At 62.0% G+C, this 22,130-nt stretch carries 19 protein-coding genes; all 19 read left to right on the forward strand.

Annotation, left to right across the window (positions count from 1 at the left end; translation table 11 throughout):
• The first annotated feature begins 12 nt into the window (after window positions 1–12).
• A complete protein-coding gene (locus tag RS694_RS03285) occupies window positions 13–1,140 on the forward strand; it encodes an acyl-CoA dehydrogenase family protein (protein ID WP_029706200.1) in 1,128 nt (375 codons plus the stop codon).
• Entirely contained in the window at window positions 1,140–2,057 is a 918-nt protein-coding gene (locus tag RS694_RS03290) for an MBL fold metallo-hydrolase (RefSeq protein WP_029706201.1), read from the forward strand. Before RS694_RS03285 ends, RS694_RS03290 begins: the two co-directional genes overlap by 1 nt.
• Window positions 2,058–2,072: 15 nt before the next feature.
• On the forward strand, window positions 2,073–2,495 hold the full coding sequence (locus tag RS694_RS03295) for a rhodanese-like domain-containing protein (RefSeq protein ID WP_029706202.1): 423 nt from the start codon (window positions 2,073–2,075) through the stop codon (window positions 2,493–2,495).
• A complete protein-coding gene (locus RS694_RS03300) occupies window positions 2,492–2,902 on the forward strand; it encodes a YchJ family protein (protein WP_029706203.1) in 411 nt (136 codons plus the stop codon). Before RS694_RS03295 ends, RS694_RS03300 begins: the two co-directional genes overlap by 4 nt.
• Window positions 2,899–3,549, forward strand: coding sequence for an HAD family hydrolase (locus RS694_RS03305; RefSeq protein WP_029706204.1), 651 nt, complete (start codon window positions 2,899–2,901; stop codon window positions 3,547–3,549). The genes RS694_RS03300 and RS694_RS03305 overlap by 4 nt, the downstream gene beginning before the upstream one ends.
• Window positions 3,550–3,609: 60 nt before the next feature.
• A complete protein-coding gene (locus RS694_RS03310) occupies window positions 3,610–5,232 on the forward strand; it encodes a carboxyl transferase domain-containing protein (protein ID WP_029706205.1) in 1,623 nt (540 codons plus the stop codon).
• Window positions 5,233–5,241: 9 nt separating this feature from the next.
• The gene (locus tag RS694_RS03315) at window positions 5,242–5,748 is read left to right on the forward strand and encodes a DinB family protein (protein WP_029706206.1); all 507 of its coding nucleotides are present in this window, start codon (window positions 5,242–5,244) and stop codon (window positions 5,746–5,748) included.
• A complete protein-coding gene (locus RS694_RS03320; RefSeq protein ID WP_029706207.1) occupies window positions 5,745–6,920 on the forward strand; it encodes a dienelactone hydrolase family protein in 1,176 nt (391 codons plus the stop codon). The genes RS694_RS03315 and RS694_RS03320 overlap by 4 nt, the downstream gene beginning before the upstream one ends.
• A gap of 30 nt (window positions 6,921–6,950) precedes the next feature.
• Complete coding sequence (locus RS694_RS03325) at window positions 6,951–8,957, forward strand: acetyl-CoA carboxylase biotin carboxylase subunit (protein WP_029706208.1); 2,007 nt, start codon at window positions 6,951–6,953, stop codon at window positions 8,955–8,957.
• A gap of 104 nt (window positions 8,958–9,061) precedes the next feature.
• Entirely contained in the window at window positions 9,062–9,982 is a 921-nt protein-coding gene (locus tag RS694_RS03330; protein ID WP_029706209.1) for a 2-hydroxyacid dehydrogenase, read from the forward strand.
• A gap of 24 nt (window positions 9,983–10,006) precedes the next feature.
• A complete protein-coding gene (locus tag RS694_RS03335; protein ID WP_029706210.1) occupies window positions 10,007–10,915 on the forward strand; it encodes a hydroxymethylglutaryl-CoA lyase in 909 nt (302 codons plus the stop codon).
• Between the two features lie 88 nt (window positions 10,916–11,003).
• Window positions 11,004–11,519 (forward strand): YbaK/EbsC family protein, encoded by a 516-nt coding sequence (locus RS694_RS03340; protein WP_029706211.1) that lies wholly within the window; start codon window positions 11,004–11,006, stop codon window positions 11,517–11,519.
• Between the two features lie 78 nt (window positions 11,520–11,597).
• Window positions 11,598–11,792, forward strand: a complete 195-nt coding sequence (locus RS694_RS03345) for a DUF1289 domain-containing protein (RefSeq protein WP_051391712.1) — start codon at window positions 11,598–11,600, stop codon at window positions 11,790–11,792.
• Window positions 11,789–12,433 carry a 2-hydroxychromene-2-carboxylate isomerase gene (locus RS694_RS03350; RefSeq protein ID WP_051391713.1) on the forward strand — a complete coding sequence of 215 codons (645 nt, stop codon included), beginning with the start codon at window positions 11,789–11,791 and terminating at the stop codon, window positions 12,431–12,433. Before RS694_RS03345 ends, RS694_RS03350 begins: the two co-directional genes overlap by 4 nt.
• A 166-nt stretch (window positions 12,434–12,599) precedes the next feature.
• Window positions 12,600–14,273 carry an MFS transporter gene (locus RS694_RS03355; protein ID WP_029706214.1) on the forward strand — a complete coding sequence of 558 codons (1,674 nt, stop codon included), beginning with the start codon at window positions 12,600–12,602 and terminating at the stop codon, window positions 14,271–14,273.
• A gap of 93 nt (window positions 14,274–14,366) precedes the next feature.
• Window positions 14,367–14,516: a hypothetical protein gene (locus RS694_RS20580; RefSeq protein WP_169731123.1), complete on the forward strand. Its 150-nt coding sequence runs from the start codon at window positions 14,367–14,369 to the stop codon at window positions 14,514–14,516.
• 76 nt (window positions 14,517–14,592) lie between these two features.
• Window positions 14,593–15,060, forward strand: a complete 468-nt coding sequence (locus RS694_RS03360) for a hypothetical protein (protein WP_029706215.1) — start codon at window positions 14,593–14,595, stop codon at window positions 15,058–15,060.
• Window positions 15,061–15,183: 123 nt separating this feature from the next.
• A complete protein-coding gene (gene uvrA, locus RS694_RS03365; protein ID WP_029706216.1) occupies window positions 15,184–21,411 on the forward strand; it encodes an excinuclease ABC subunit UvrA in 6,228 nt (2,075 codons plus the stop codon).
• A 77-nt stretch (window positions 21,412–21,488) separates the two neighbouring features.
• Complete coding sequence (locus RS694_RS03370) at window positions 21,489–22,118, forward strand: DUF2239 family protein (protein WP_029706218.1); 630 nt, start codon at window positions 21,489–21,491, stop codon at window positions 22,116–22,118.
• Window positions 22,119–22,130 lie beyond the last annotated feature (12 nt).

Raw genomic sequence — 22,130 nt, forward strand, 5'->3', positions numbered from 1 at the left:
TCGGAGCCTCTCATGCTGTTAAGTCAAGACCAAGAAATGGTGCGCGACGCGGTGCGCGACTTTGCGCAGGCCGAACTGTGGCCCAACGCTGCGAAATGGGACAAGGAGCACCACTTCCCGAAGGACGCACACAAAGGCTTGGCCGCGCTGGGTGCCTATGGCATTTGTGTGCCGGAAGAGCTGGGCGGAGCGGGGCTGGACTATGTGACGCTGGCACTCGTGCTGGAAGAAATCGCGGCCGGTGACGGCGGCACCAGCACGGTCATCAGCGTGACCAATTGCCCGGTCAACGCCATTCTCATGAAGTACGGCAATGCGCAGCAAAAAAAGCAGTGGCTGGAGCCGCTGGCGCAGGGCCAGATGCTGGGCGCGTTCTGCCTGACAGAGCCGCACGTCGGATCGGACGCATCTTCGCTCAGGACCACCGCCGTCAAGGACGGTGACGAATACGTCATCAACGGTGTCAAACAGTTCATCACCAGCGGCAAACATGGCGATGTGGCCATCGTCATCGCCGTGACCGACAAGGGCGCGGGCAAGAAGGGCATGAGCGCCTTTCTCGTGCCCACCAAGGCGCCGGGCTATGTGGTCGCACGCCTCGAAGACAAGCTGGGCCAGCACAGCAGCGACACCGCGCAGATCAATTTCGACAGCTGCCGCATCCCCGCCGAGAACCTGATTGGCAAAGAGGGCGAGGGCTACGGCATCGCCCTGGGCGGGCTGGAAGGCGGGCGCATCGGCATTGCGGCGCAAAGCGTAGGCATGGCGCGCAGCGCGTTTGAGGTGGCGGTGGCCTATGCCAAAGACCGCCAGAGTTTTGGTCAACCCATCTTCAACCACCAGGCCGTGGGCTTTCGCCTCGCCGAATGCGCCACACAGATCGAAGCCGCGCGCCAGCTGATCTGGCATGCCGCAGCATTGCGTGATGCCGGCCGCCCCTGTCTGAAAGAAGCCGCCATGGCCAAACTTTTCGCTAGCGAGATGGCCGAGCGCGTCTGCAGCGCTGCCATCCAGACGCTGGGCGGTTACGGTTATGTCAGCGACTTCCCGCTGGAGCGCATCTACCGCGACGTGCGCGTGTGCCAGATTTACGAAGGCACCAGCGACGTGCAGAAGATCATCATCCAGCGCGCACTGTGATGACCAGACCTCTGCCCGCCGGAATCACCGTTTTCGAGCGGGGCTGGCTGTCCAGCAACAACATTCTGATTCAGGGTGCGGGCCATGCGGCGTTGATCGATAGTGGGTATTGCACGCATGCGGAGCAGACCCTGGCGCTGGTAGGCCACGCACTGCAAGAGCGCCCGCTGGATCTGCTGCTCAACACCCATTTGCACAGCGATCACTGTGGCGGCAATGCTGCGTTGCAGGCCGCCTATCCCATGCTGCAGACACTGATTCCACCGGGCCACGCGGAGCAGGTGCGCGTGTGGGACGCTAGCGCGCTGACGTATGAAGCGACAGGGCAGCAATGCCCGCGCTTTCGTTTTGATGCGACGTTGCAGCCTGGCACCGAGATCGACCTGGGCGGAACGCCGTGGCAGATCCATGTAGCACCCGGGCATGACCCGCATTCAGTGATTCTGTTCGAGCCCGCCAGTCGCACGCTGGTCTCTGCCGATGCTTTGTGGGAACGGGGTTTTGGTGTGGTGTTCCCGGAGCTGGACGGACAGGACGCGTTTGACGAGGTGGCTGCGACGCTGGATGTGATCGAACGCCTGCAGCCCGCGCTGGTGATTCCCGGCCACGGCGCACCGTTTGCCGACGCGCCCACGGCCATTGCTTTTGCACGCCAGCGCCTCAATGGTTTTGTGCAAAACCCGGCTAAACACCTGCAGTACGCCGCCAAGGTGTTGCTCAAGTTCAAGCTGCTGGAGCAGCAGCAGATGGAACAGGACGCGCTGCTGGCCTGGGCCCAGGGCACACCGTATTTCGCCACCACCTTTGCCAAGCACTTTGCCAGCCAGCCGTTTGCAGAGGCCGCGGGCCAACTGGTGCAGGACCTGGTGCGCTCGGGCGCTGCCACGGTGCAGGGCACGGTGGTGTACAACGCCTGAAGGAGAGAGCCCACCATGCCCGTGACCAAATCATCCCGCGCCCTGGTAGACGAAGCCACGGCGCAGATCACCACCTACTCGGTGGCCCAGGTGCTGCAGCGCTTGCAAGACCCCAAAGTGCAACTGGTGGATATCCGTGATCCGCGCGAGCTGCAGGACGGTACCGCGCTGAACGCCTTCCCCGTACCGCGCGGCCTGCTGGAGTTCTGGGTCGACCCTGCGTCGCCATACCATAAGCCGATTTTTGCGGATGACTCCAAGGAGTTCATCCTGTTCTGCGCCCTGGGCTGGCGCAGCGCGCTGGCCACCAAGACGCTGCAGGATATGGGGATGACCAATGTGGCCCATATCGAAGGCGGCTACATCGCCTGGGTGGAGCAGGGCGGCCCGACGGAAACGCTGGAGCAGCAAAAAGCGCGGCGCGCAGCCAAGGCATGAAGACACTGGCTTTGGACAAGCCTTGCCCGTGTGGACGTGTGGGCGCCAAACCAAAGGCACTGGCGTATAGCGAATGTTGCGGGCGTTGGATCGAGACAGACACTCCAGCCCCTGATGCCGAGAGCCTGATGCGCAGCCGTTACGGCGCGTTTGTGCTGGAGCGCGAAGCGTATTTGCTGTCGACCTGGCACCCAGGCAATCGCCCTGGCGGTGTGGAGTTTGAACCCGGTGTGAAATGGCTGGGGCTGGATGTGCGCAGCCATACGCTGCGGGGCGCAGATCATGCGCAGGTGGAGTTTGTGGCGCGCCAAAAGCCTGCCACCGGCGCCGCAGTGCGATTACATGAGCGCAGCCGATTTGTACGGGAAAACGGTCGCTGGCTGTACGTGGATGGAGATGCCTTGTGAAATTTGATGCGGTGTTGTTTGACTGTGATGGTGTGCTGGTGGACAGCGAGCCCATTACCAACGGCGTGTTGCGTGACATGCTGCAGGACCTGGGCTGGACACTCACATTGCAGGAGTGCATGGATGTGTTTGTGGGCAAGGCCGTGAAGGACGAGATTGCCCAGATCGAGGCGCGCACGGGCAAACCGCTGCCCCCTGAATGGATGGCGGAGTTCCGCACACGCCGAAATGCCGCGCTGATGGAGCGGGCCCAGCCCATTCCGAATGTGCTGCCCGCCGTGCAGCAGATCCATGCTGCCTATGGCGGGCGCATCGCCTGCGCCTCGGGTGCCGACCTGCCAAAGGTGCTGATGCAAATGGGTAAGACGCAACTGTTGCCGTTCTTCGAAGGTTTTGTGTTCAGTGGGCACGACCTGCCACGTTCCAAGCCCTTCCCCGATGTGTACCTGGCCGCTGCGGCCGCACTGGGGGTGGACGCAGCGCGCTGCGCGGTGGTGGAAGACACCGTCACCGGCATCGCCGCAGGTGTGGCGGCCGGGGCCACGGTATTTGGCTACGCACCCCAGGGCCAAAGGGATGTTTTGCTGGCGGCGGGCGCCTCCCAGGTGTTTGCCGACATGACGGAGTTGCCCGGGTTACTGGTCTGAAATCTGCCACAATTGACGTTTACGTAAACGTCAACTCTCAAACCAACTTTTGGGGTGTCCATGCCGGTTCTGGAAACCAAACTCAATGCCCGCTCTGCGGACTTTGTGGCCAACGCCACGGCCATGCGTGCGCTGGTGGCCGACCTGAATGCACAAACCAGCAAAGCTGCACTGGGTGGCGGCGAGGCGGCTCGTGCCAAACACACAGCCCGCGGCAAGCTGCTGCCGCGTGACCGCGTGCAGATGCTGCTGGACCCCGGCACGCCGTTTCTGGAACTCTCCCCGCTGGCCGCGCTGGCCATGTATCCGGACCGTGATGGAACCGACAGTGCGCCTTGCGCGGGTGTGATCGCCGGTATCGGTCGTGTGTCGGGCGTGGACTGCATGATCGTGTGCAACGACGCCACCGTGAAGGGCGGCACCTATTACCCGCTCACCGTCAAAAAGCACTTGCGCGCCCAGGAAGTGGCGGCGCAGAACAACCTGCCTTGTATTTATCTGGTGGACTCGGGTGGCGCGAATCTGCCGAACCAGGACGAGGTGTTCCCCGACCGCGACCACTTCGGCCGCATCTTCTTCAACCAGGCGAATATGAGCGCGCAGGGTATTGCGCAGATCGCCGTGGTCATGGGCTCGTGCACGGCAGGCGGTGCCTACGTGCCCGCCATGAGCGACGAGACCATCATCGTGAAGAACCAGGGCACGATTTTCCTGGGCGGCCCACCGCTGGTGAAGGCTGCCACGGGCGAGGTGGTGACTGCGGAAGACCTGGGTGGCGGCGACGTGCACACGCGCCTGTCCGGTGTGGCTGATCATCTGGCGCAGAACGACCTGCATGCGCTGGCACTGGCGCGTGAAGCCATTGCGCATTTGAATAGAAACAAGCCACAAAGTCTTGTCACACAAGCGCCGGTAGCTCCCAAATTCGCAGCAGACGAGTTGTATGGCGTGATTCCGACGGATACGCGCAAGCCGTTTGACGTGCGCGAAATCATTGCCCGCATCGTGGACGACTCGGAGCTGCACGAGTTCAAGCCGCGCTACGGTGCCACACTGGTCTGTGGCTTTGCCCACATCGAAGGCATGCCGGTGGGCATCATCGCCAACAACGGCATTTTGTTTTCCGAGTCGGCCTTGAAGGGGGCGCACTTTATCGAGCTGTGCTGCCAGCGCAAGATTCCGCTGGTATTCCTGCAGAACATCACCGGCTTCATGGTCGGCCGCAAATACGAGAACGAAGGCATTGCGCGCAACGGTGCCAAGATGGTCACTGCTGTGGCCACGGCCCAGGTGCCCAAGTTCACCATCATCATCGGCGGCAGCTTTGGTGCGGGCAACTACGGCATGTGCGGCCGCGCTTACAGCCCACGCTTCCTCTGGATGTGGCCTAACGCGCGCATCTCGGTGATGGGTGGCGAACAGGCTGCGAGCGTATTGGCCACGGTCAAGCGCGACGGCATCGAAGGCAAGGGCGGCGCCTGGAGTGCGGACGAAGAAGAGGCGTTCAAGGCGCCGATCCGCCAGCAATACGAAGTGCAGGGCCACCCCTATTTCGCCACGGCGCGCCTGTGGGACGACGGCATTATTGACCCCGCCGACACGCGCCGCGTCCTGGCGCTGGGGCTGTCTGCCTCGCTCAACGCGCCTATCCCGGAAACCAAATTCGGCGTGTTCCGCATGTAGCTTGCCGCCATGGATGCGCGCGCCCATTTCCTCACACTGGCCCGGTACAACGGCTGGGCCACGCGGCGCCTGCTGGTGGCGCTGGAGCCCGTGTCAGACGCACAGTACCGTGCCGATGCGGGCCTGTTTTTCAAATCCATCCACGGCACGCTGAACCACCTGCTGGTGGCCGAACACCAACTGTGGTTCAGGCGCTTTGCCGAAGGCCTGTCGCCCACGGTGGCGCTGAATGCCGAGGTGGAGCCGGACCGCACGCGCCTGGCCGCGGCCTTACAAGACGGCGCACTGCGCTGGGAGGCGTTGATCGCCACCTGGCAGGACACGGTGTGGGACGGTGCGCTGAACTACACCAATATGCGCGGTCAGCCGCAAAGCCTGCCGTTTGCAGCCACGCTGGCCCATGTGTTCAACCACGCTACGCACCACCGCGGCCAGATAACCGCAGCACTCACGGCGTTGGGCCATGCCAGCCCGGAGCTGGATATGGTTTATCTGTTGCAGGGGCAGGTCCCATGAAACGAATACGCGCATCACTGTGCGGGCTTGCCGTGTTGTGCGCGCTGTCTGCAGTCGCGCAGACCGAAGCGACACCGGCGACGGCAGAGATTGTCATGGCGCAAGACCTGCGCGAAGAGATACAGCACTTGCCGGTGACGGTGAAGGACCTGTATGGCCGGCAGGAAACGCGGCAGATTCCCGTGACCATCTTCCGCCCGCAGGGCAATGGCCCGTTCCCGCTGGTGATCATGAACCATGGCCGGGCTGTGAGTGAGAAGCGCGCGCAACAGGGCCGCCAACGGTATGAAAATCTGGCGCGTTACCTGGTGGACAAGGGTTTTGTGGTGTTTGTGCCCACACGCGTGGGCTATGGTGAAACTTATGGTGATTTCGACCCCGAAAGCTCAGGCAATTGCAATGCCTTGCGCCTGGAGCCCATGACCCTGGCGGCCTCGGACCAGGTGCTGGCGACGCTGGCTTGGGCGCAAACGCTGCCTTATGTAGATGCCCGGCGTTGGCTGGTGATGGGCCAGTCGGTGGGAGGCTTAACCACGGTGGCGACGGTCACGCGCAATCCGCCGGGGCTGGTCGGCGCCATCAATTTCGCCGGCGGTACCGGGGGCGATCCTGACAAGCACACCGGCCAGCCCTGCTCGCCCCAGGCCACCGAACGCCTGTGGCTGGACAAGGCGTCGGGTGCCAAGGTGCCTATGCTGTGGCTGTACTGGGCCAATGACAAATACTGGGGTGAGGCTACTCCGAAGCGCTGGCACAACGCTTGGGTCAGTGGTGGCGGTGCGGCCGAATTTCACACCCTGCCCGCAGCAGGCACGGATGGACACAGCGGCCTGTTGATTGACATGGACACCTGGGTACCCCTGGTGGAGCAGTACCTGCGCAAAGTGGGCTTTGCCACATCGGGCGTGATTGTCCGGCCACTGGCCACCGCGTATGCGAGAGTGGACGAAGCGGACAAAGTGCCGGTCAACAAAGCGACGCAAGACGGCCTGTACCGCAAGTTCCTGGAGGCCAAGACGCCACGCGCATTTGCAGTGGGCAAGAAGGGCTCTTCGGGGTATGCCACCGGCGACTGGGCCATTGGCCGCGCCATCGGGTTTTGCCAGGCCCGCAGGGGCGACAGCTGCAAGCTGTACGCCGTAGACGATCAAGTGGTGTGGACCAAAGATTAGGGCCCATCGGATATTCAAACAAGGATTGTTATGTTTACAAAAATTCTGATTGCCAACCGTGGGGAGATTGCCTGCCGCGTCGCTGCAACTGCCAGGCGCTTGGCCATCAAGACTGTCGCTGTGTATTCGGATGCTGACGCGAGCGCCAAACACGTTGCAGCCTGCGATGAGTCTGTGCACATCGGCGGTAGCGCGCCCAAAGACAGCTACCTGCGTTGGGAAAAAATCATTGACGCTGCCAAAGCGACGGGCGCGCAGGCGATCCACCCCGGCTACGGTTTCCTGAGCGAGAATGAAGAGTTCGCGCAGGCCTGCGCCAAAGCCGGGCTGGTGTTCATCGGGCCGCCTGCATCTGCGATTTTGGCGATGGGCCTCAAGGCCGAGTCCAAACAGTTGATGGAAAAAGCCGGCGTGCCGCTGGTGCCGGGTTACCACGCGGCGGACCAGGACGCTGCATTGCTGCAGCGCGAGGCCGACCGTATTGGTTACCCCGTGCTGATCAAGGCCAGCGCCGGTGGTGGTGGCAAGGGGATGCGTGCGGTGGATAAGGCAGAAGACTTCGCCGCCGCACTGGCCAGTTGCAAGCGCGAAGCGATCAACAGCTTTGGCGATGACGCGGTGCTGATCGAAAAATACGTGCAACGCCCGCGCCATATCGAGATCCAGGTGTTTGGCGATACGCATGGCAACTACGTCTACCTGTTCGAGCGCGATTGCTCGGTGCAGCGCCGCCACCAGAAGGTGCTGGAAGAAGCGCCTGCGCCCGGCATGACCGAAGCCTTCCGCCAACAGATGGGCGAAGCCGCGGTGGCTGCGGCGCGCGCGGTGAACTACGTGGGTGCGGGCACAGTTGAATTCATCGTCGAGCAAAAGCCAGATGGCAGCATGACCTTCTTCTTTATGGAGATGAACACGCGCCTGCAGGTGGAGCACCCGGTAACGGAGGCGATCACCCGGCAGGATCTGGTGGAGTGGCAACTGCGCGTCGCATCCGGCGAGAAGCTGCCTTTGCAGCAAAGCGAATTGAAGATTCAGGGCCACGCCATCGAAGCGCGCATCTGCGCCGAGAACCCCGACAACAACTTCCTGCCCGCCACAGGAACGCTGCATGTCTACGGCCTGCCGGAGCATGTGACGTTTGAGCGCGCTCCTCATGCTGCGCGCGTGGACTCGGGTGTGCGTCAGGGCGACACCATCAGCCCCTTTTACGACTCCATGGTCGCCAAGCTGATCGTGCACGGAGCGACCCGCGAGGAGGCGCTGGCGCGCATGGACGCGGCGCTGGCGCAAACCCATATCGTCGGCCTGGCGACCAATGTGCAGTTCCTGCGCCATGTGGTGACCAGCCCGTCGTTTGCCCAGGCCAATCTGGACACGGCACTGATCCCGCGCGAGGCGGCGGTGCTGTTCCAGCAGGAACGTGTGGGCCTGGCGCTGGCCGCTGCCGCCGATGTGGCGCGTACGCTGCTGGACGAGCGTGCCACCGAAGGCGCAGACCCCTTCAGCAAGACCGACGGCTGGCGCAGCCATGGCGTATTTGCGCGCCGTTTTGCGTTTGACTTCCATGGCGAGACGGTGCAGTCGGTGCTGAGCTACCTGCACGATGGTGCGCTGCACCTGACCGTGGGCCCGCATGCGGGCGTGTTGCAGTTTGCCGCAGCCGGTGACGCCATCAATGTGCAGTTTGCAGACCAGCGCACGCTCGCCGCTGTGTATCGAAAAGGCGAGGTAGCCCACGTCCATACTGCGCAAGGCGCTACACAAATCATAGCGATTGACCTGCTGGCACACGCCGGTGAAGCGCAGGCGGAAGGCGGACGCCTGACCGCTCCCATGCCGGGCAAGGTCGTGTCGTTTGCGGTGAAGGCCGGCGACCCGGTCAAGAAAGGCCAGGCGCTGGCGGTGATGGAGGCCATGAAGATGGAGCACACCATTGCAGCGCCCGCCGACGGCGTGGTGGCTGAGCTGCTGTTTGCGCCGGGTGAGCAGGTCACCGAAGGCGCGGAGCTACTGCGTCTGGACACCGCTACTCAATAATTCTGCATTCCAATCAACTCCGTTCAGACTGAGCCTGTCGAAGCCCTGCAGCCCTTCGACAAGCTCAGGGTGAACGGATGGTGTGTAAAGCGAAAATGTCCACTATGAAGATCATTTATTTCAGCCCGGACAAAGACGGCGGGACCTGGATTCCAGGTTTGCAGGCCGCGTTGCCTGACGCGCAAGTCAGCCTATGGCAGCCCGGCGCACCGCTGGCCGACTACGCCGTGGTGTGGAAACCCACGCAGCAACTGCTGGATGAACAAACCCGACTCAAGGCCGTTTTCAACACCGGAGCTGGTGTCGATGCGCTGATGCAATTGCGGTTGCCCGCAGGCGTGCCCGTGGTGCGGCTGGACGACGCTGGCATGTCGGTGCAGATGGCGGAGTACGTGTGCCACACGGTGATCCGCCATTTCCGCGAGTTTGACGGTTACGAGGCCGACATGGACAACGGCAAGTGGTCGTTTCGCAAGCCGCGCAGCCGGTTGGACTTTCCTGTGGGCATTTTGGGCTTGGGGGTGCTGGGCGAGCGTGTAGCGCGTGCCGTGGCGCAGTTTGATTTTCCGGTCAACGGTTGGAGCCGCTCGGCCAAGACCTTGCCGGGTGTCAACAGTTTTACCGGAGAGGCCGAGCTGGACGCTTTTCTGGCGGCCAGTCGTGTCGTGGTCTGCCTGTTGCCGCTCACGCCTGACACCGAAAATCTGCTGGATGCCCGGCGCCTGGCGAAGATCCGCGCGGGTGGCTACCTGATCAACGTAGCGCGTGGTGCCCACGTGGTGGACACCGACCTGATCGCCGCCATCGACAGCGGCCATCTGGCGGGCGCCACGCTGGATGTGTTCCGTGTGGAGCCGCTGCCCCAGGGCCACCCTTTCTGGCAACACCCCAAGATCACGCTCACGCCGCATACCTCGGCACGCACCCTGCGCAGCGAAAGCATTGCCCAGATCGCAGGCAAGATTGCCGCACTGGAGCGCGGTGAGCCTGTGGCTGGCAGGGTTGATCCATCCCGGGGATACTGACCCCTGTTTCGTGAAGAGAACACCATGGCTTTACCCAACCGCGTCAAGATCATCGATGTAGGCCCGCGCGACGGCCTGCAGAACGAAAAACAACCGGTGCCCGCCGCCATCAAGGTCGAGCTGGTGCATCGCTTGCAGGCAGCCGGCCTCAAGGACATTGAAGTTACCAGTTTTGTCTCGCCCAAGTGGGTGCCGCAGATGGGGGACAACGCCGAAGTGATGGCGGGCATCCAGCGCCAGTCTGGCGTGCGCTATTCGGTGCTCACGCCGAACATGAAGGGTTTCGAGGCCGCAGTGCTCTCCAAACCCGATGAGATCGTGGTGTTTGGCGCGGCCAGCGAGGCTTTCAGCCAGAAGAACATCAACTGTTCGATTGCCGAGAGCATCGAGCGTTTCCGCCCCGTGGTGCAGGCGGCTGTGGCCCAGGGCATCGCGGTGCGCGGTGCGATTTCGTGCGCGGTGGGTTGCCCGTATGAGGGCGAGATTGCGCCCGAACGTGTGGAGCTGGTGGCACGGCTGATGGCCGACATTGGTGTGCAGCATGTAGGCGTGGCCGACACCATTGGCGTGGGCACGCCCTCCAAGGTACAGCGCGCGCTGGAAGTGACGCTCAAGCACTACGACATCGACCATGTCTCCGGCCACTACCACGACACCTACGGCATGGCACTGGCCAACACGCTGGCCAGCCTGGAGATGGGTATCTGGAACTACGACACCTCGGTGGCGGGACTGGGTGGCTGTCCCTATGCCAAGGGCGCTACGGGCAATGTGGCGACCGAGGACGTGGTCTACATGCTGCACGGCATGGGTATTGAGACCGGTATCGATCTGGACAAGCTCATTGATGCGGGCAAGTTCATCAGTGACTTCCTGGAGCGCAAGCCGCATTCGCGTGCGGCCAATGCGCTGCTGACCAAGAGGGCGGGATGATGAGCGACGCTGGGCCGCCCCAAGGCGCGAAGGCCCCCCTGGGGGGCCGCGCAGCACACGCAGTGGCAAGCGTAGGGGTCATGTTGTGATGTGTGGAGCGGAATTGCACAGCTTGCCGGATGGCGTGCGTCGCGTTGCGGACTTTTTGCAGCAGCGCAACCACCCCCATGGCCCGCAAATGCTGGACGATGCGGCGCGTACTGCGCAGCAGGCGGCCGACGCGTTGGGTGTGGCACTGGGGCAGATTGCCAAGAGCATCATCTTTCGCCGGCTGGCCGATGACTGCGCGGTGCTGGTTATCACCTCCGGGGACCGCCGGGTGGACCAGAAGAAAGTGGAGGCTCTGGTGGGCCCGCTGGGGCGTGCCGATGCGGCGTTTGTGAAAGACCGCACCGGTTTCTCGATTGGCGGCGTGGCGCCTGTAGCCCATGCACAAGAGTGCGTCACGCTGCTGGATGCCGAGCTGTTCCGTTTTGACACCGTGTGGGCTGCAGCCGGTCATCCGCACGCGGTGTTCCAGCTCACGCCGGCAGAGCTCAGCGCGCTGGTGGGTGTGTCGGGGACCGATGTTGTGGAGGCGCTGGCGGTGCCAGCCGCAGGCTAGACCATGGACTTACCAGTCGCATCCGTCTCTCGAGGCGCTATGAAATTGCTAGCTGCTCGCGCAATATCCGTAAGGGCTATGGCCGAAAACATACCTTCTCCCTGCCTTTCGGTATGCCGAATGGACGCGGCTGGCACGTTGTGCCTGGGTTGCTTCCGAACGCTGGACGAGATCGCCCTGTGGAGCCGCGCTGACGATGCCACCAAGCGCCAGGTCTGGGCGGCGATTGCCCAGCGCCTGCCTGCCCCTCACACCCCGTCCACTGCGCCATGAAACACATCACCTTCTACCTGGACTTCATTTCGCCCTACGCCTACCTGGCGTTTGAAGAACTGCCGCAGGCCCTGATGGGGCTGAGCTATTCCGTGACCTACAAGCCGCTGCTGTTTGCGGCGCTGCTCAAACACCATGGCCAGTTGGGCCCGGCCGAAATACCGGCCAAGCGCGACTGGACCTACCGCCAGGTGCTGTGGCGTGCACACAGCCAGGGCTTGCCACTGGACCTGCCTGCTGTCCATCCGTTCAACCCATTGGGCCTCTTGCGCCTGGCAGTGGCCACCCAGGCACAGGGTTTGCCCAACCGCTACGTCTGCGAAAACCTGATGCGCCATGTATGGGTGGGTGGTGCAGATGCGGCTGATGCGGAGCGCCTGCAGGCGCTGACGAAACAACTGGCACCCAGCCGCGATCCGTCGGATGTGTCGGTCAAGGCGCAACTCAAGGCCCATGCGGACGAGGCCATTGCCAAGAACGTGTTTGGTGTGCCCAGCTTCGAAGTGGATGGCAAAGTCTTTTGGGGCCACGACGCCCTACCCATGCTGCGCCGCTACCTGGAAGGTGATGCCTGGTTTGCTGACACAGCCTGGGAGCGTGTGCAAACGCACCCTGCGGGTATTCCCTTGCATCGGACATAACTTGCCGCCATGTGAAAAGACCTTTAAGGGTTAGACCTTAATTCGTCAGGGGTCAGTCAGTTTGGCGCAAGCCCATGTTGGTTTCGCGTCAGAGCAGGGTCAGTGCGGGCTCCAAGAATAGAGCAAGCCTCCATGTCGGGGGCTGCATAAAATCTGGAGACACCACATGGCAACTGCAGCAGCCCCACGGCCGATGTCTGCGGAAGAGAAGAAAGTCATCTTCGCTTCCTCACTCGGTACGGTTTTTGAATGGTATGACTTCTACCTGTACGGCTCGTTAGCCGCCGTTATCGCCAAGCAATTCTTCGGCGGACTGGACCCAACATCGGCGTACATTTTTGCGTTGCTGGCGTTTGCTGCGGGCTTCCTGGTGCGTCCTTTCGGCGCGCTGGTGTTTGGCCGTCTGGGTGACATGATCGGTCGCAAATACACCTTCCTGGTGACCATCCTGATCATGGGCTTGTCCACGTTTATCGTGGGTATCCTGCCCAACTACGCCACCATTGGTCTGGCTGCTCCCGTGATCCTGATTGCCCTGCGCATGCTGCAAGGCCTGGCGCTCGGTGGTGAGTACGGCGGTGCTGCAACCTACGTGGCAGAACACGCGCCCCACGGCAAGCGTGGTGCGTACACAGCCTGGATTCAGACCACGGCGACTTTGGGCCTGTTCCTGTCGCTGATCGTGATCCTGGTCACACGTGAACTGACCGGCGCAGACTTTGATGTCTGGGGCTGGCGCGTTCCTTTCCTGGTCTCCATCCTGTTGCTGGGCGTGTCGGTGTACATCCGTTTGAGCATGAACGAGTCGCCTGCCTTTGCCAAGATGAAGGCCGAAGGCAAAACCTCCAAGGCACCGTTGTCCGAATCCTTCGGTCAGTGGAAAAACCTGAAGATCGTGATTCTTGCGCTGGTCGGTTTGACCGCCGGCCAAGCCGTGGTCTGGTACACCGGTCAGTTCTATGCGCTGTTCTTCCTGACGTCTATCGCCAAGGTGGACGCCAAGACGGCCAATCTGCTGATTGCAGCGGCGCTGGTGATCGGTACGCCGTTCTTCATCGTGTTCGGTTCGCTGTCTGACAAGATCGGCCGCAAGCCCATCATCATGGCAGGCTGCCTGCTGGCTGCGTTGACCTACTTCAAGGCATTCCCCATGCTGCTGGACTACGCCAATCCTGGCCTGGTTGCTGCGCAAAAGGCCGTGCCTGTGGTGGTCACTGCCGATCCTGCACACTGCTCCTTCCAAGGTAGCCCGATTGCACGTCCGATTGATTTCACCAGCTCTTGCGACATTGCCAAACGTACCCTGACAGAGAACTATGTTCCCTACCAGAACGTGGCAGCGCCTGCAGGCACCGAAGCCACCGTCAAGATCGGCGAAACGCTGATCCCATCGGTGACCGGTACGCTGAACGAAAAGCGTGACGCCTTCGCCCCCGATAGCGCCAAAGCCATCGCCGAGTTCAAGAAGACGGTGGTGGATACGGCCAAGGCCGGTGGTCTGACCACCAAGGCTGACAACGCGTCCATGAACACCCCGATGGTGCTGGCGGTGCTGGTGTACCTGGTGATTCTGGTGACCATGGTGTACGGCCCGATTGCTGCCATGCTGGTGGAGATGTTCCCCACCCGCATTCGCTACACATCGATGAGCTTGCCGTACCACATTGGCAATGGCTGGTTTGGCGGCTTGCTGCCAACCACCGCCTTTGCCATGGTGGCCGCGACCGGAGACATCTTCTATGGCCTGTGGTACCCCGTCATCGTGGCGGCCGGTACCTTTGTCATCGGCATGATCTTCGTCCGTGAGACCAAAGACGTGGACATCTACGCCAACGACTGAATGTTGCGCAACTAGTGAGTTAACGCCCCAGCCCTTGCGGTTGGGGCTTTTTCAGGCCCTCCTTGTGGGGGCCTTTTTATTGAAAGAAATGGTATGTGGAAAATTGCAGTTGGTTTTATCGCCTTCGCGGCGCTAGGCTTGTACATCCTGAGTCGTGGCGGCGAGATTGATATGGGTGGTGAAAAACACGGGATCGATACCTCCCACGCCCCCGCAGTCGCCGCCAGCGCACCCAAACAGTGACATACGGGCCACAGGTGCCCTGCAAATGCTGGTAAACGCGATAGGCATGGGCACTGAGGGGCCCTAGAATGTCCGCATGAAATTCATAAAAACGGAGGCAGGCCAGCAGGCGTTCAAGGCGCGTTCGCCGCTTTTTTCGGCCCGGCAACGGTCCGCCTTCATTTTGGTGGACGGTACAAAAACAGTAGACCAGGTGCTTGCCGCCACATCCGGCCTGGGCGTTACCCAAGTCGATCTGGACCATTTGGTGGAGCAGGGCTTTTTGAGTGTGCTCGCTGAACCGGTGGCCGCCACCCAGCCCGGCGCGCTGGCGCCTGTGATCGCAGACGAACCACCCAGCAACCGTACGCCCCAGGAACGTTACTTTGATGCCAAGCCCCTGGCAACCCAGCTCACCGCCAGCATGGGGTTGCGCGGTTTCATGCTGAATTTGTCGGTCGAGTCTGCCGCCGGGTACGACGACCTGCTCATCCTGTTCCCCAAGATCCAGGACGCCTTGGGCAGCAAAGCCTGCCGGGAATTGGAACGCGCGCTGAAGGGCTAACCCCTACGCTCCGGTGCCCTGCGTAAAGCTTGGGGCGACACAATGCAAAATTGCCCTTGCACACAGACGTGGTCATTGTGGAGTGCCTAGAATGTCTCTCCCCCTCACAGAGAGCATCAACTTATGTCCCAGGGCACCATCCGCATTCGCGGGGCGCGTCAGCACAATCTCAAGAACCTTGACCTGGACATTCGCACCGGCGAACTGACAGTGGTGACCGGTCCCAGCGGCTCGGGCAAGTCCAGTCTGGTGTTCGACACGCTATACGCCGAAGGCCAGCGGCGCTACGTGGAAACCTTCTCAGCCTATGCGCGCCAGTTTCTGGACCGCATGGACAAACCGGCGGTCGACAAGGTGGAGGGCGTACCACCCGCGATTGCCATCGACCAGACCAACCCGGTCCGTTCCAGCCGCTCCACCGTGGGCACGATGACGGAGCTCAACGACCATTTGAAACTGCTGTTCTCGCGCGCTGGCAGCCTGTTTGACAAGCAAACCGCATTGCCAGTGCAACACGACACGCCCGAGACGATTTATACGGAGCTGGTGCGCAGGGCTGCGGCTGAGAACGATCCCCGCGTGATATTGACGTTTCCGGTGGAGTTGCCTGCCGACACGTCTGCCGAAGAGGTCACCCAATGGCTCAGCGCCAGTGGCTTCACCCGCATCCACGCCGAACGCGAAGTCGAGGTGGCTTCCGATGCGCCGCCCGACGCAGGCAAAGCTGCGGCAAAGAAAACCAAAGCGAAAGCGGACGCGGCCACCAAAGCTGCGGCCTCGACTCGCAAGGTGCTGGATGTGGTCGCCGACCGCTTTCGCATCGCCGGTGCGGAAAAGGCCCGCGTGCTCGACGCGATTGAGTTGGCCCTGAAGCGCGGCAGCGGTCGCCTCAATGTTTATGTGATGCCTGACGCGACGAACGAACCCGTTCGGCCTGAGCCTGTCGAAGGCAGCGTTTCGACAAGCTCAACGCGAACGGGGGGCGCGCTGTGGCGTTTCTCCACCGGCCTGCACTGCCCGCAAAGCGATCTGCGCTACACCGATCCCATCGCGTCGATGTTCTCGTTCAACTCCGCAGTCGGCGCCTGCGAAGCCTGCCGCGGCTTTGGCCGTGTGGTCGGCGTGGACTACGGCCTGGTCATCCCCAACGACAAGCTCACGCTGCGTGCGGGTGCTGTGAAGCCGATGCAGACGCCCGCATGGCAGGAGTGCCAGGACGACCTGATGCGCCACGCCGAGGCAGCAGGTATTCCGCGCGACACACCCTGGTACAAGCTGACCGAGGAACAGAAGAATTGGGTCTACAAGGGCTCGCCCAACTGGAACGGCAAATGGAACCAGCACTGGTTTGGCGTGGATCGTTTCTTTGAGTACCTGGAGTCCAAGGCCTACAAGATGCACATTCGTGTGCTGCTGTCCAAGTACCGCAGCTACACGCCGTGTGGCACCTGCGGCGGCGCGCGATTGAAGACCGAGAGCTTGTTGTGGCGCATTGGTACTAAGGAGCAAGCTGATGCAGTGCTCGCGCCTTCCAAACGTTTCATGCCGCAAGGCGTGCAGTGGACGCGCGAGCAACTGGAGGCTCTGCCGGGCCTGTGTCTGCACGACATGATGCTGATGCCTCTCGACAAACTGCGGCGTTTCTTCGATTCGCTACAAGTGGGGCTGAACGTATCCGAAGGCTCGGAGGCAGATGCCAAAACCCTCAAGCTGCTGTTCGAAGAAGTTTGCACGCGTCTGAAGTACCTGTGCGACGTCGGTATTGGCTACCTGACGCTGGACCGCCAGAGCCGCACGCTGAGCGGCGGCGAAGTGCAACGCATCAACCTGACGACCGCGCTGGGCACTTCGCTGGTCAACACCCTGTTTGTGCTGGACGAACCCAGCATCGGTCTGCACCCACGCGATATGCACCGCATCATTGTGGCGATGCAACGCCTGCGCGATGCGGGCAATACACTGGTTGTCGTGGAGCATGACCCGGCCGTGATGCTGGCGGCGGACCGCATGATCGATATGGGGCCGGGACCTGGCGAAAAGGGTGGGCAGATCGTGTTTGACGGCACGACGGACGATCTCAAAACTTCCGACACCATGACGGGTGCTTACCTCGGTGGGCGCAAGCAGGTCGGTATGGGCTTCAAGCGCATGGTCGCCGCCAATACGCCGCGGCTGGTGCTGGAAGGTGCGACCGAACACAACCTGAAAAACGTGACGGTAGAGATTCCGCTGCAGCGCCTGGTGTGCGTGACCGGCGTGTCCGGCTCTGGCAAGTCCACCTTGATTCAGGATGTGCTGGCCCCCGCGCTGTTGCGCCACTTTGGCAAAGCAACAGAGACGCCCGGTGCACACGCACGCCTGCTGGGTGCGGAACAGATCAGCGAAGTGGTGTTTGTCGACCAGTCGCCGATTGGCAAGACGGCGCGCTCCAACCCGGTCAGTTATGTGGGTGCGTGGGACGCGATCCGCGAGCTGTTTGCCGGCGCCGCATTGGCGCGTGAACGCAGTTACACAGCCAGCAAGTTCAGTTTCAACAGCGGCGATGGCCGTTGCGCGCTGTGCGGCGGCTCGGGCTTTGAGCATGTGGAGATGCAGTTTTTGAGCGACGTGTATCTGCGTTGCGCGGATTGCGACGGCAAACGATACCGGCCCGAGATTCTGGAAGTCACGATTGAACGCAAGGGTCGCAACGTCAATGTGGCTGATGTGCTGGATTTGACGGTCAGCGAAGCAGCTGATTTGTTCAGCGCTGATCGTGATGTGATCCGCGTGTTGCAGCCCATCGTCGATGTGGGGCTGGAGTATGTGAAGCTGGGCCAACCAGTGCCCACGCTATCAGGCGGCGAGGCGCAGCGCCTCAAGCTCGCAGGCTTTCTGGCCGAGGCGGCCAAGGGCAAGAGCGCAAGTGCCCAGTTCCTGGCGAAGCGCGGTTCGCTGTTTATGCTGGACGAGCCGACTACCGGCTTGCACTTTGATGACATTGCCAAGCTGATGCGCGCGTTGCGCAAGCTGCTGGACGCGGGGCATTCGCTGGTGGTGATTGAACACAACCTGGATGTGATTCGTGCTTCAGACTGGTTGATTGACCTCGGGCCCGAAGGCGGTGATGCGGGCGGTGAGGTGGTGGCTTTCGGGACGCCGGAAGATGTGATGTTGCATGCGACGTCGCATACCGGGCAGGCACTGCGCGACTATGCGGCGGCTATGGGGGTAGTGCATGAGGTTTCCGAGCCTTCTGCGAAATACCTTGCGCTCGCTGCTGCGGACGGACTTACGCCGGGCGCCTCATATGGCAAGCCGAAATCGTTGCCCGGCGCAAGCCCATCCGCAGCGGGCGGTGGTGTGGGTGACGCTTCCAACTCCATTCGCATCGTGAATGCGAAGGAGCACAACTTGAAGTCCTTGTCAGTGGACATTCCACGGGGCAAGTTCAGTGTGGTGACGGGTGTGTCTGGTTCTGGAAAATCGACTCTGGCTTTTGACATTCTGTTTAATGAAGGACAGCGGCGTTATCTGGAATCGCTCAACGCGTATGCACGCTCCATCGTCCAACCGGCAGGGCGGCCCGAGGTGGATGCGGTGTATGGCATTCCGCCTACCGTCGCGATCGAACAGCGCCTGTCGCGCGGCGGGCGCAAGTCCACCGTAGGCACGACGACTGAGGTGTGGCATTTCTTGCGGCTGCTCTACGTCAAGCTCGGTACGCAGCATTGTGTGAACGACGGCGCGGCGGTGGCGCCGCAGACGGCGGACAGCATTGCAGCGCAGTTGCTCAAGACCTATCGCGGGCAGCACATCGGTTTGCTCGCGCCGCTGGTGTCGGGTCGCAAGGGCGTGTACACCGAGCTGGCGGACTGGGCGCGACCGCGTGGCTTCACGCACTTGCGCGTGGATGGCAACTTCCTGCCAACCACGGGCTTTCCGCGCATTGATCGGTTCAAGGAGCACAACATCGAGCTGCCCGTAGCGAGCCTGGATGTCAGCCCGGCGCGTGAGGCCGAGCTGCGCAATGCGCTGGCGCAAGCACTGACGCATGGCAAGGGCGTAGTGCATGTGCTCTCGGGCATGGACGGTTTGCGCGAAGCCATGCTGGCGGGCAACCCGGCGGCGGGTATTGGCAATGTGCAGGTGTTCTCCACCAAACGTGCCTGCCCGATCTGCTCGACGTCCTATGCCGAGCTAGACCCGCGCCTGTTCTCGTACAACAGCAAACACGGTTGGTGCCCGGACTGCGTAGGCACCGGTGTCGCGTTGACCAAAGACCAGCGCAAGGTGTTTGACGATTCGGTGAAGGACGATGACAACAAGGGCCGCGAGCAGACGTTTGCGGAGGCCGACATCGAAGACCTGCATGACGCAACATGCCCCACGTGCCAGGGCACGCGGCTGAACGCAACAGCGCGCGCGGTGCGTTTCGGTTTTCAGCTGGCGAGTGAAGCCACCGTAGACGTGGATGCAACCGCCGCAGTGGATGGCATTGCCATCACGACGTTAGCTCGCCTGAGTGTGACTGACATTCGCAAATGGGTTGAAACTTTGCAAGCCCTGGGCCGGTTGAGCCAACGGGAAAACGATATCGCCCGCGATTTGATTCCCGAGATCAGGAGTCGCCTGGAGTTTCTGGAAGAAGTGGGGCTGGGCTACCTCACGCTGGACCGGGGCGCACCCACGCTGTCCGGTGGCGAGGCGCAGCGTATCCGTCTGGCCGCACAACTCGGTAGCAATCTGCAAGGCGTGTGTTACGTGCTGGACGAGCCTACGATTGGCCTGCATGCGCGCGACAACAAGATTCTGTTGGGCGCTTTGCAGTCTTTGAGTGACAAGGGCAATACGCTGGTCGTGGTGGAGCACGACGAAGACACGATTCGCCATGCGGACCACATCATTGACATTGGGCCTAGCGCGGGCAAACGCGGTGGACGGCTGGTGGCGCAGGGCTCAGTTGCAGATGTGCAGAACGCTGCCGATTCGCAGACCGGGCGTTACCTGTTGCATGCGATGAAGCACCCCTTGGCAGTGCGCCGATGGGCAGAGTCGTTTGACGCCTCTTCTGCGCGCAGCGCAGCAGAGGCCGGCTCCACCCCCGTTGGCGTAGCCAAGCCCGTGAAGAAGCTCACCGGAAAAGCCGCCAAGGCTGCGGTAGTTGCCGCCAATGCGGCCATGAGTGCGGCAGCCAACGCGGAACTTGTTGACCAGGCACGTATTGCTGCTGAATATGCGGCGCTGGCCGACCGCTCGTTGTCCAAGACTTCTGTGTCTGCCGAGCTTCCCGCTGCAGTGGCAGAAAAGATCGACTGGCTGACCGTCACAGGCGCCAACCTGCATAACTTGCAAAACGTCACAGCCCATGTGCCACTCAAACGCTTGGTGGCCATCACCGGTGTTTCCGGTTCGGGCAAGTCCACATTGGCGCGCGACGTATTGTTGGCCAACGTGCAAACCGCCGTGCAAAAACGCAGCACCAAGGCTGGTCGCGATGCCTTGGATGCGGGCGAAAAAATCCAGTGGATGGGCTGCGAGGGTGTAAGCGGTTTTGAGACGGTAGACCGCGTGCTGGAAGTGGACCAGACGCCCATCGGCAAAACTCCACGCTCCTGCCCCGCGACCTACATCGGTTTCTGGGACACCATCCGCAAACTCTTTGCCGACACACTGGAAGCCAAGGCGCGTGGTTACGCGGCTAACCGTTTCAGCTTCAACACCGGTGAAGGCCGCTGCCCGGGTTGCGAAGGACAGGGCATTCGCACCATTGGCATGAGCTTCTTGCCGGATGTGAAGGTGCTGTGTGAAACCTGCAAGGGCGCCCGCTTCAACCCCGAGACGCAGGCCGTCACCTGGCGCGGTAAGAACATTGGTGATGTGCTGCAAATGGAAGTCGACGAGGCGGTCGACTTCTTCGCTGCCATGCCCGTCATCGCGCACCCGCTGCAACTCCTCAAGGATGTGGGCCTGGGCTACCTCACGCTGGGCCAGCCGTCACCGACGTTGTCCGGTGGCGAGGCGCAGCGTATCAAGCTGGTGACCGAGCTCTCCAAGGTGCGCGACGACATTGGCAAGCGCGGCCAGAAGGCGCCGCACACGCTGTATGTGCTGGACGAGCCGACCGTGGGCCTGCACATGGCCGATGTGGAAAAACTCATCCATGTGCTGCACCGCCTGGTCAACGCGGGCCACAGCGTGGTCGTCATTGAGCATGACCTCGATGTGATCGCTGAAGCCGACTGGGTGCTGGATTTGGGCCCCGAAGGTGGCAACGGCGGCGGCCGTGTGGTGGCTGCCACGACGCCCGAAGAGGTGGTGCGCCTGGGCACACACACCGGCAAAGCGCTGGAGGCTGTGTTGGCACGCTGACCCGCTTTTACGCTGGGCTTGCGTTTTTAAATATTACCCGGATATAATTCGCTCATTATTTTTATCCGGGTGAATTTATGGCGTGGTTAGACACCGCTTGCACAGCGTTTGAAGGCAGCCGCTGCATAAGCAGCGGGACATTGAAGGACGTGGCCCTGGCCACCAAACCCGTGGTGGACCGCTGGGCCAGCAGCATCAGCCCGCCGCCGGTGCTGATCTTTGACGACGCGACCAGCGAGGTGATCGAGCTGGACTGGCGCGGCACGCTGGCCGACTTTGTGACGCGGCTGGACGCGCAGGACCATGCCATGCGCAGCGCCACACCCGAGCCCCGAGCGGAGGCAGAAGCGGTCGAAGTACCGCGTGGCCCAGGCCGCCCCAAGTTGGGTGTCTCGGCCCGCGAGGTGACCCTGTTACCCCGCCACTGGGAATGGCTGGCCAGCCAGCCGGGCGGTGCTTCGGTGGCACTGCGCAAGCTGGTGGAAGTGGCGCGGCTGTCGTCCGAAGTCAAAGACCGGGTCCGCAACGCGGCAGCCGCGGGCTACAAATTCATGTCGACCATGGCCGGGCACGAGGCCCATTTTGAAGACGCCAGCCGCGCGCTGTTTGCGGGCGACCAGGCAGGGTTTGAAGCACAGATTGCCGGCTGGCCCGCCGATGTGCAGGTCCACCTGAAAAAGATATTCAAAGACGCCTTTGCGGCGTAAACAAAAAGAGGG

This window comes from Rhodoferax saidenbachensis (assembly GCF_001955715.1).
Classification (GTDB): Bacteria; Pseudomonadota; Gammaproteobacteria; order Burkholderiales; family Burkholderiaceae_C; genus Allorhodoferax; species Allorhodoferax saidenbachensis.

Excerpts from the sequence above, each read along its gene's own strand:
- RS694_RS03360 (WP_029706215.1), top strand. The coding sequence starts at position 14,593 with ATGAAATTCATAAAAACGGAGGCAGGCCAGCAGGCGTTCAAGGCGCGT.
- RS694_RS03290 (WP_029706201.1), top strand. The coding sequence starts at position 1,140 with ATGACCAGACCTCTGCCCGCCGGAATCACCGTTTTCGAGCGGGGCTGG.
- RS694_RS03310 (WP_029706205.1), top strand. The coding sequence starts at position 3,610 with ATGCCGGTTCTGGAAACCAAACTCAATGCCCGCTCTGCGGACTTTGTG.
- RS694_RS03295 (WP_029706202.1), top strand. The coding sequence starts at position 2,073 with ATGCCCGTGACCAAATCATCCCGCGCCCTGGTAGACGAAGCCACGGCG.
- uvrA (WP_029706216.1), top strand. The coding sequence starts at position 15,184 with ATGTCCCAGGGCACCATCCGCATTCGCGGGGCGCGTCAGCACAATCTC.
- RS694_RS03340 (WP_029706211.1), top strand. The coding sequence starts at position 11,004 with ATGTGTGGAGCGGAATTGCACAGCTTGCCGGATGGCGTGCGTCGCGTT.
- RS694_RS03315 (WP_029706206.1), top strand. The coding sequence starts at position 5,242 with ATGGATGCGCGCGCCCATTTCCTCACACTGGCCCGGTACAACGGCTGG.
- RS694_RS03300 (WP_029706203.1), top strand. The coding sequence starts at position 2,492 with ATGAAGACACTGGCTTTGGACAAGCCTTGCCCGTGTGGACGTGTGGGC.
- RS694_RS03345 (WP_051391712.1), top strand. The coding sequence starts at position 11,598 with ATGGCCGAAAACATACCTTCTCCCTGCCTTTCGGTATGCCGAATGGAC.
- RS694_RS03350 (WP_051391713.1), top strand. The coding sequence starts at position 11,789 with ATGAAACACATCACCTTCTACCTGGACTTCATTTCGCCCTACGCCTAC.
- RS694_RS03335 (WP_029706210.1), top strand. The coding sequence starts at position 10,007 with ATGGCTTTACCCAACCGCGTCAAGATCATCGATGTAGGCCCGCGCGAC.
- RS694_RS03330 (WP_029706209.1), top strand. The coding sequence starts at position 9,062 with ATGAAGATCATTTATTTCAGCCCGGACAAAGACGGCGGGACCTGGATT.
- RS694_RS03355 (WP_029706214.1), top strand. The coding sequence starts at position 12,600 with ATGGCAACTGCAGCAGCCCCACGGCCGATGTCTGCGGAAGAGAAGAAA.
- RS694_RS03325 (WP_029706208.1), top strand. The coding sequence starts at position 6,951 with ATGTTTACAAAAATTCTGATTGCCAACCGTGGGGAGATTGCCTGCCGC.
- RS694_RS03320 (WP_029706207.1), top strand. The coding sequence starts at position 5,745 with ATGAAACGAATACGCGCATCACTGTGCGGGCTTGCCGTGTTGTGCGCG.
- RS694_RS03370 (WP_029706218.1), top strand. The coding sequence starts at position 21,489 with ATGGCGTGGTTAGACACCGCTTGCACAGCGTTTGAAGGCAGCCGCTGC.
- RS694_RS03285 (WP_029706200.1), top strand. The coding sequence starts at position 13 with ATGCTGTTAAGTCAAGACCAAGAAATGGTGCGCGACGCGGTGCGCGAC.
- RS694_RS20580 (WP_169731123.1), top strand. The coding sequence starts at position 14,367 with ATGTGGAAAATTGCAGTTGGTTTTATCGCCTTCGCGGCGCTAGGCTTG.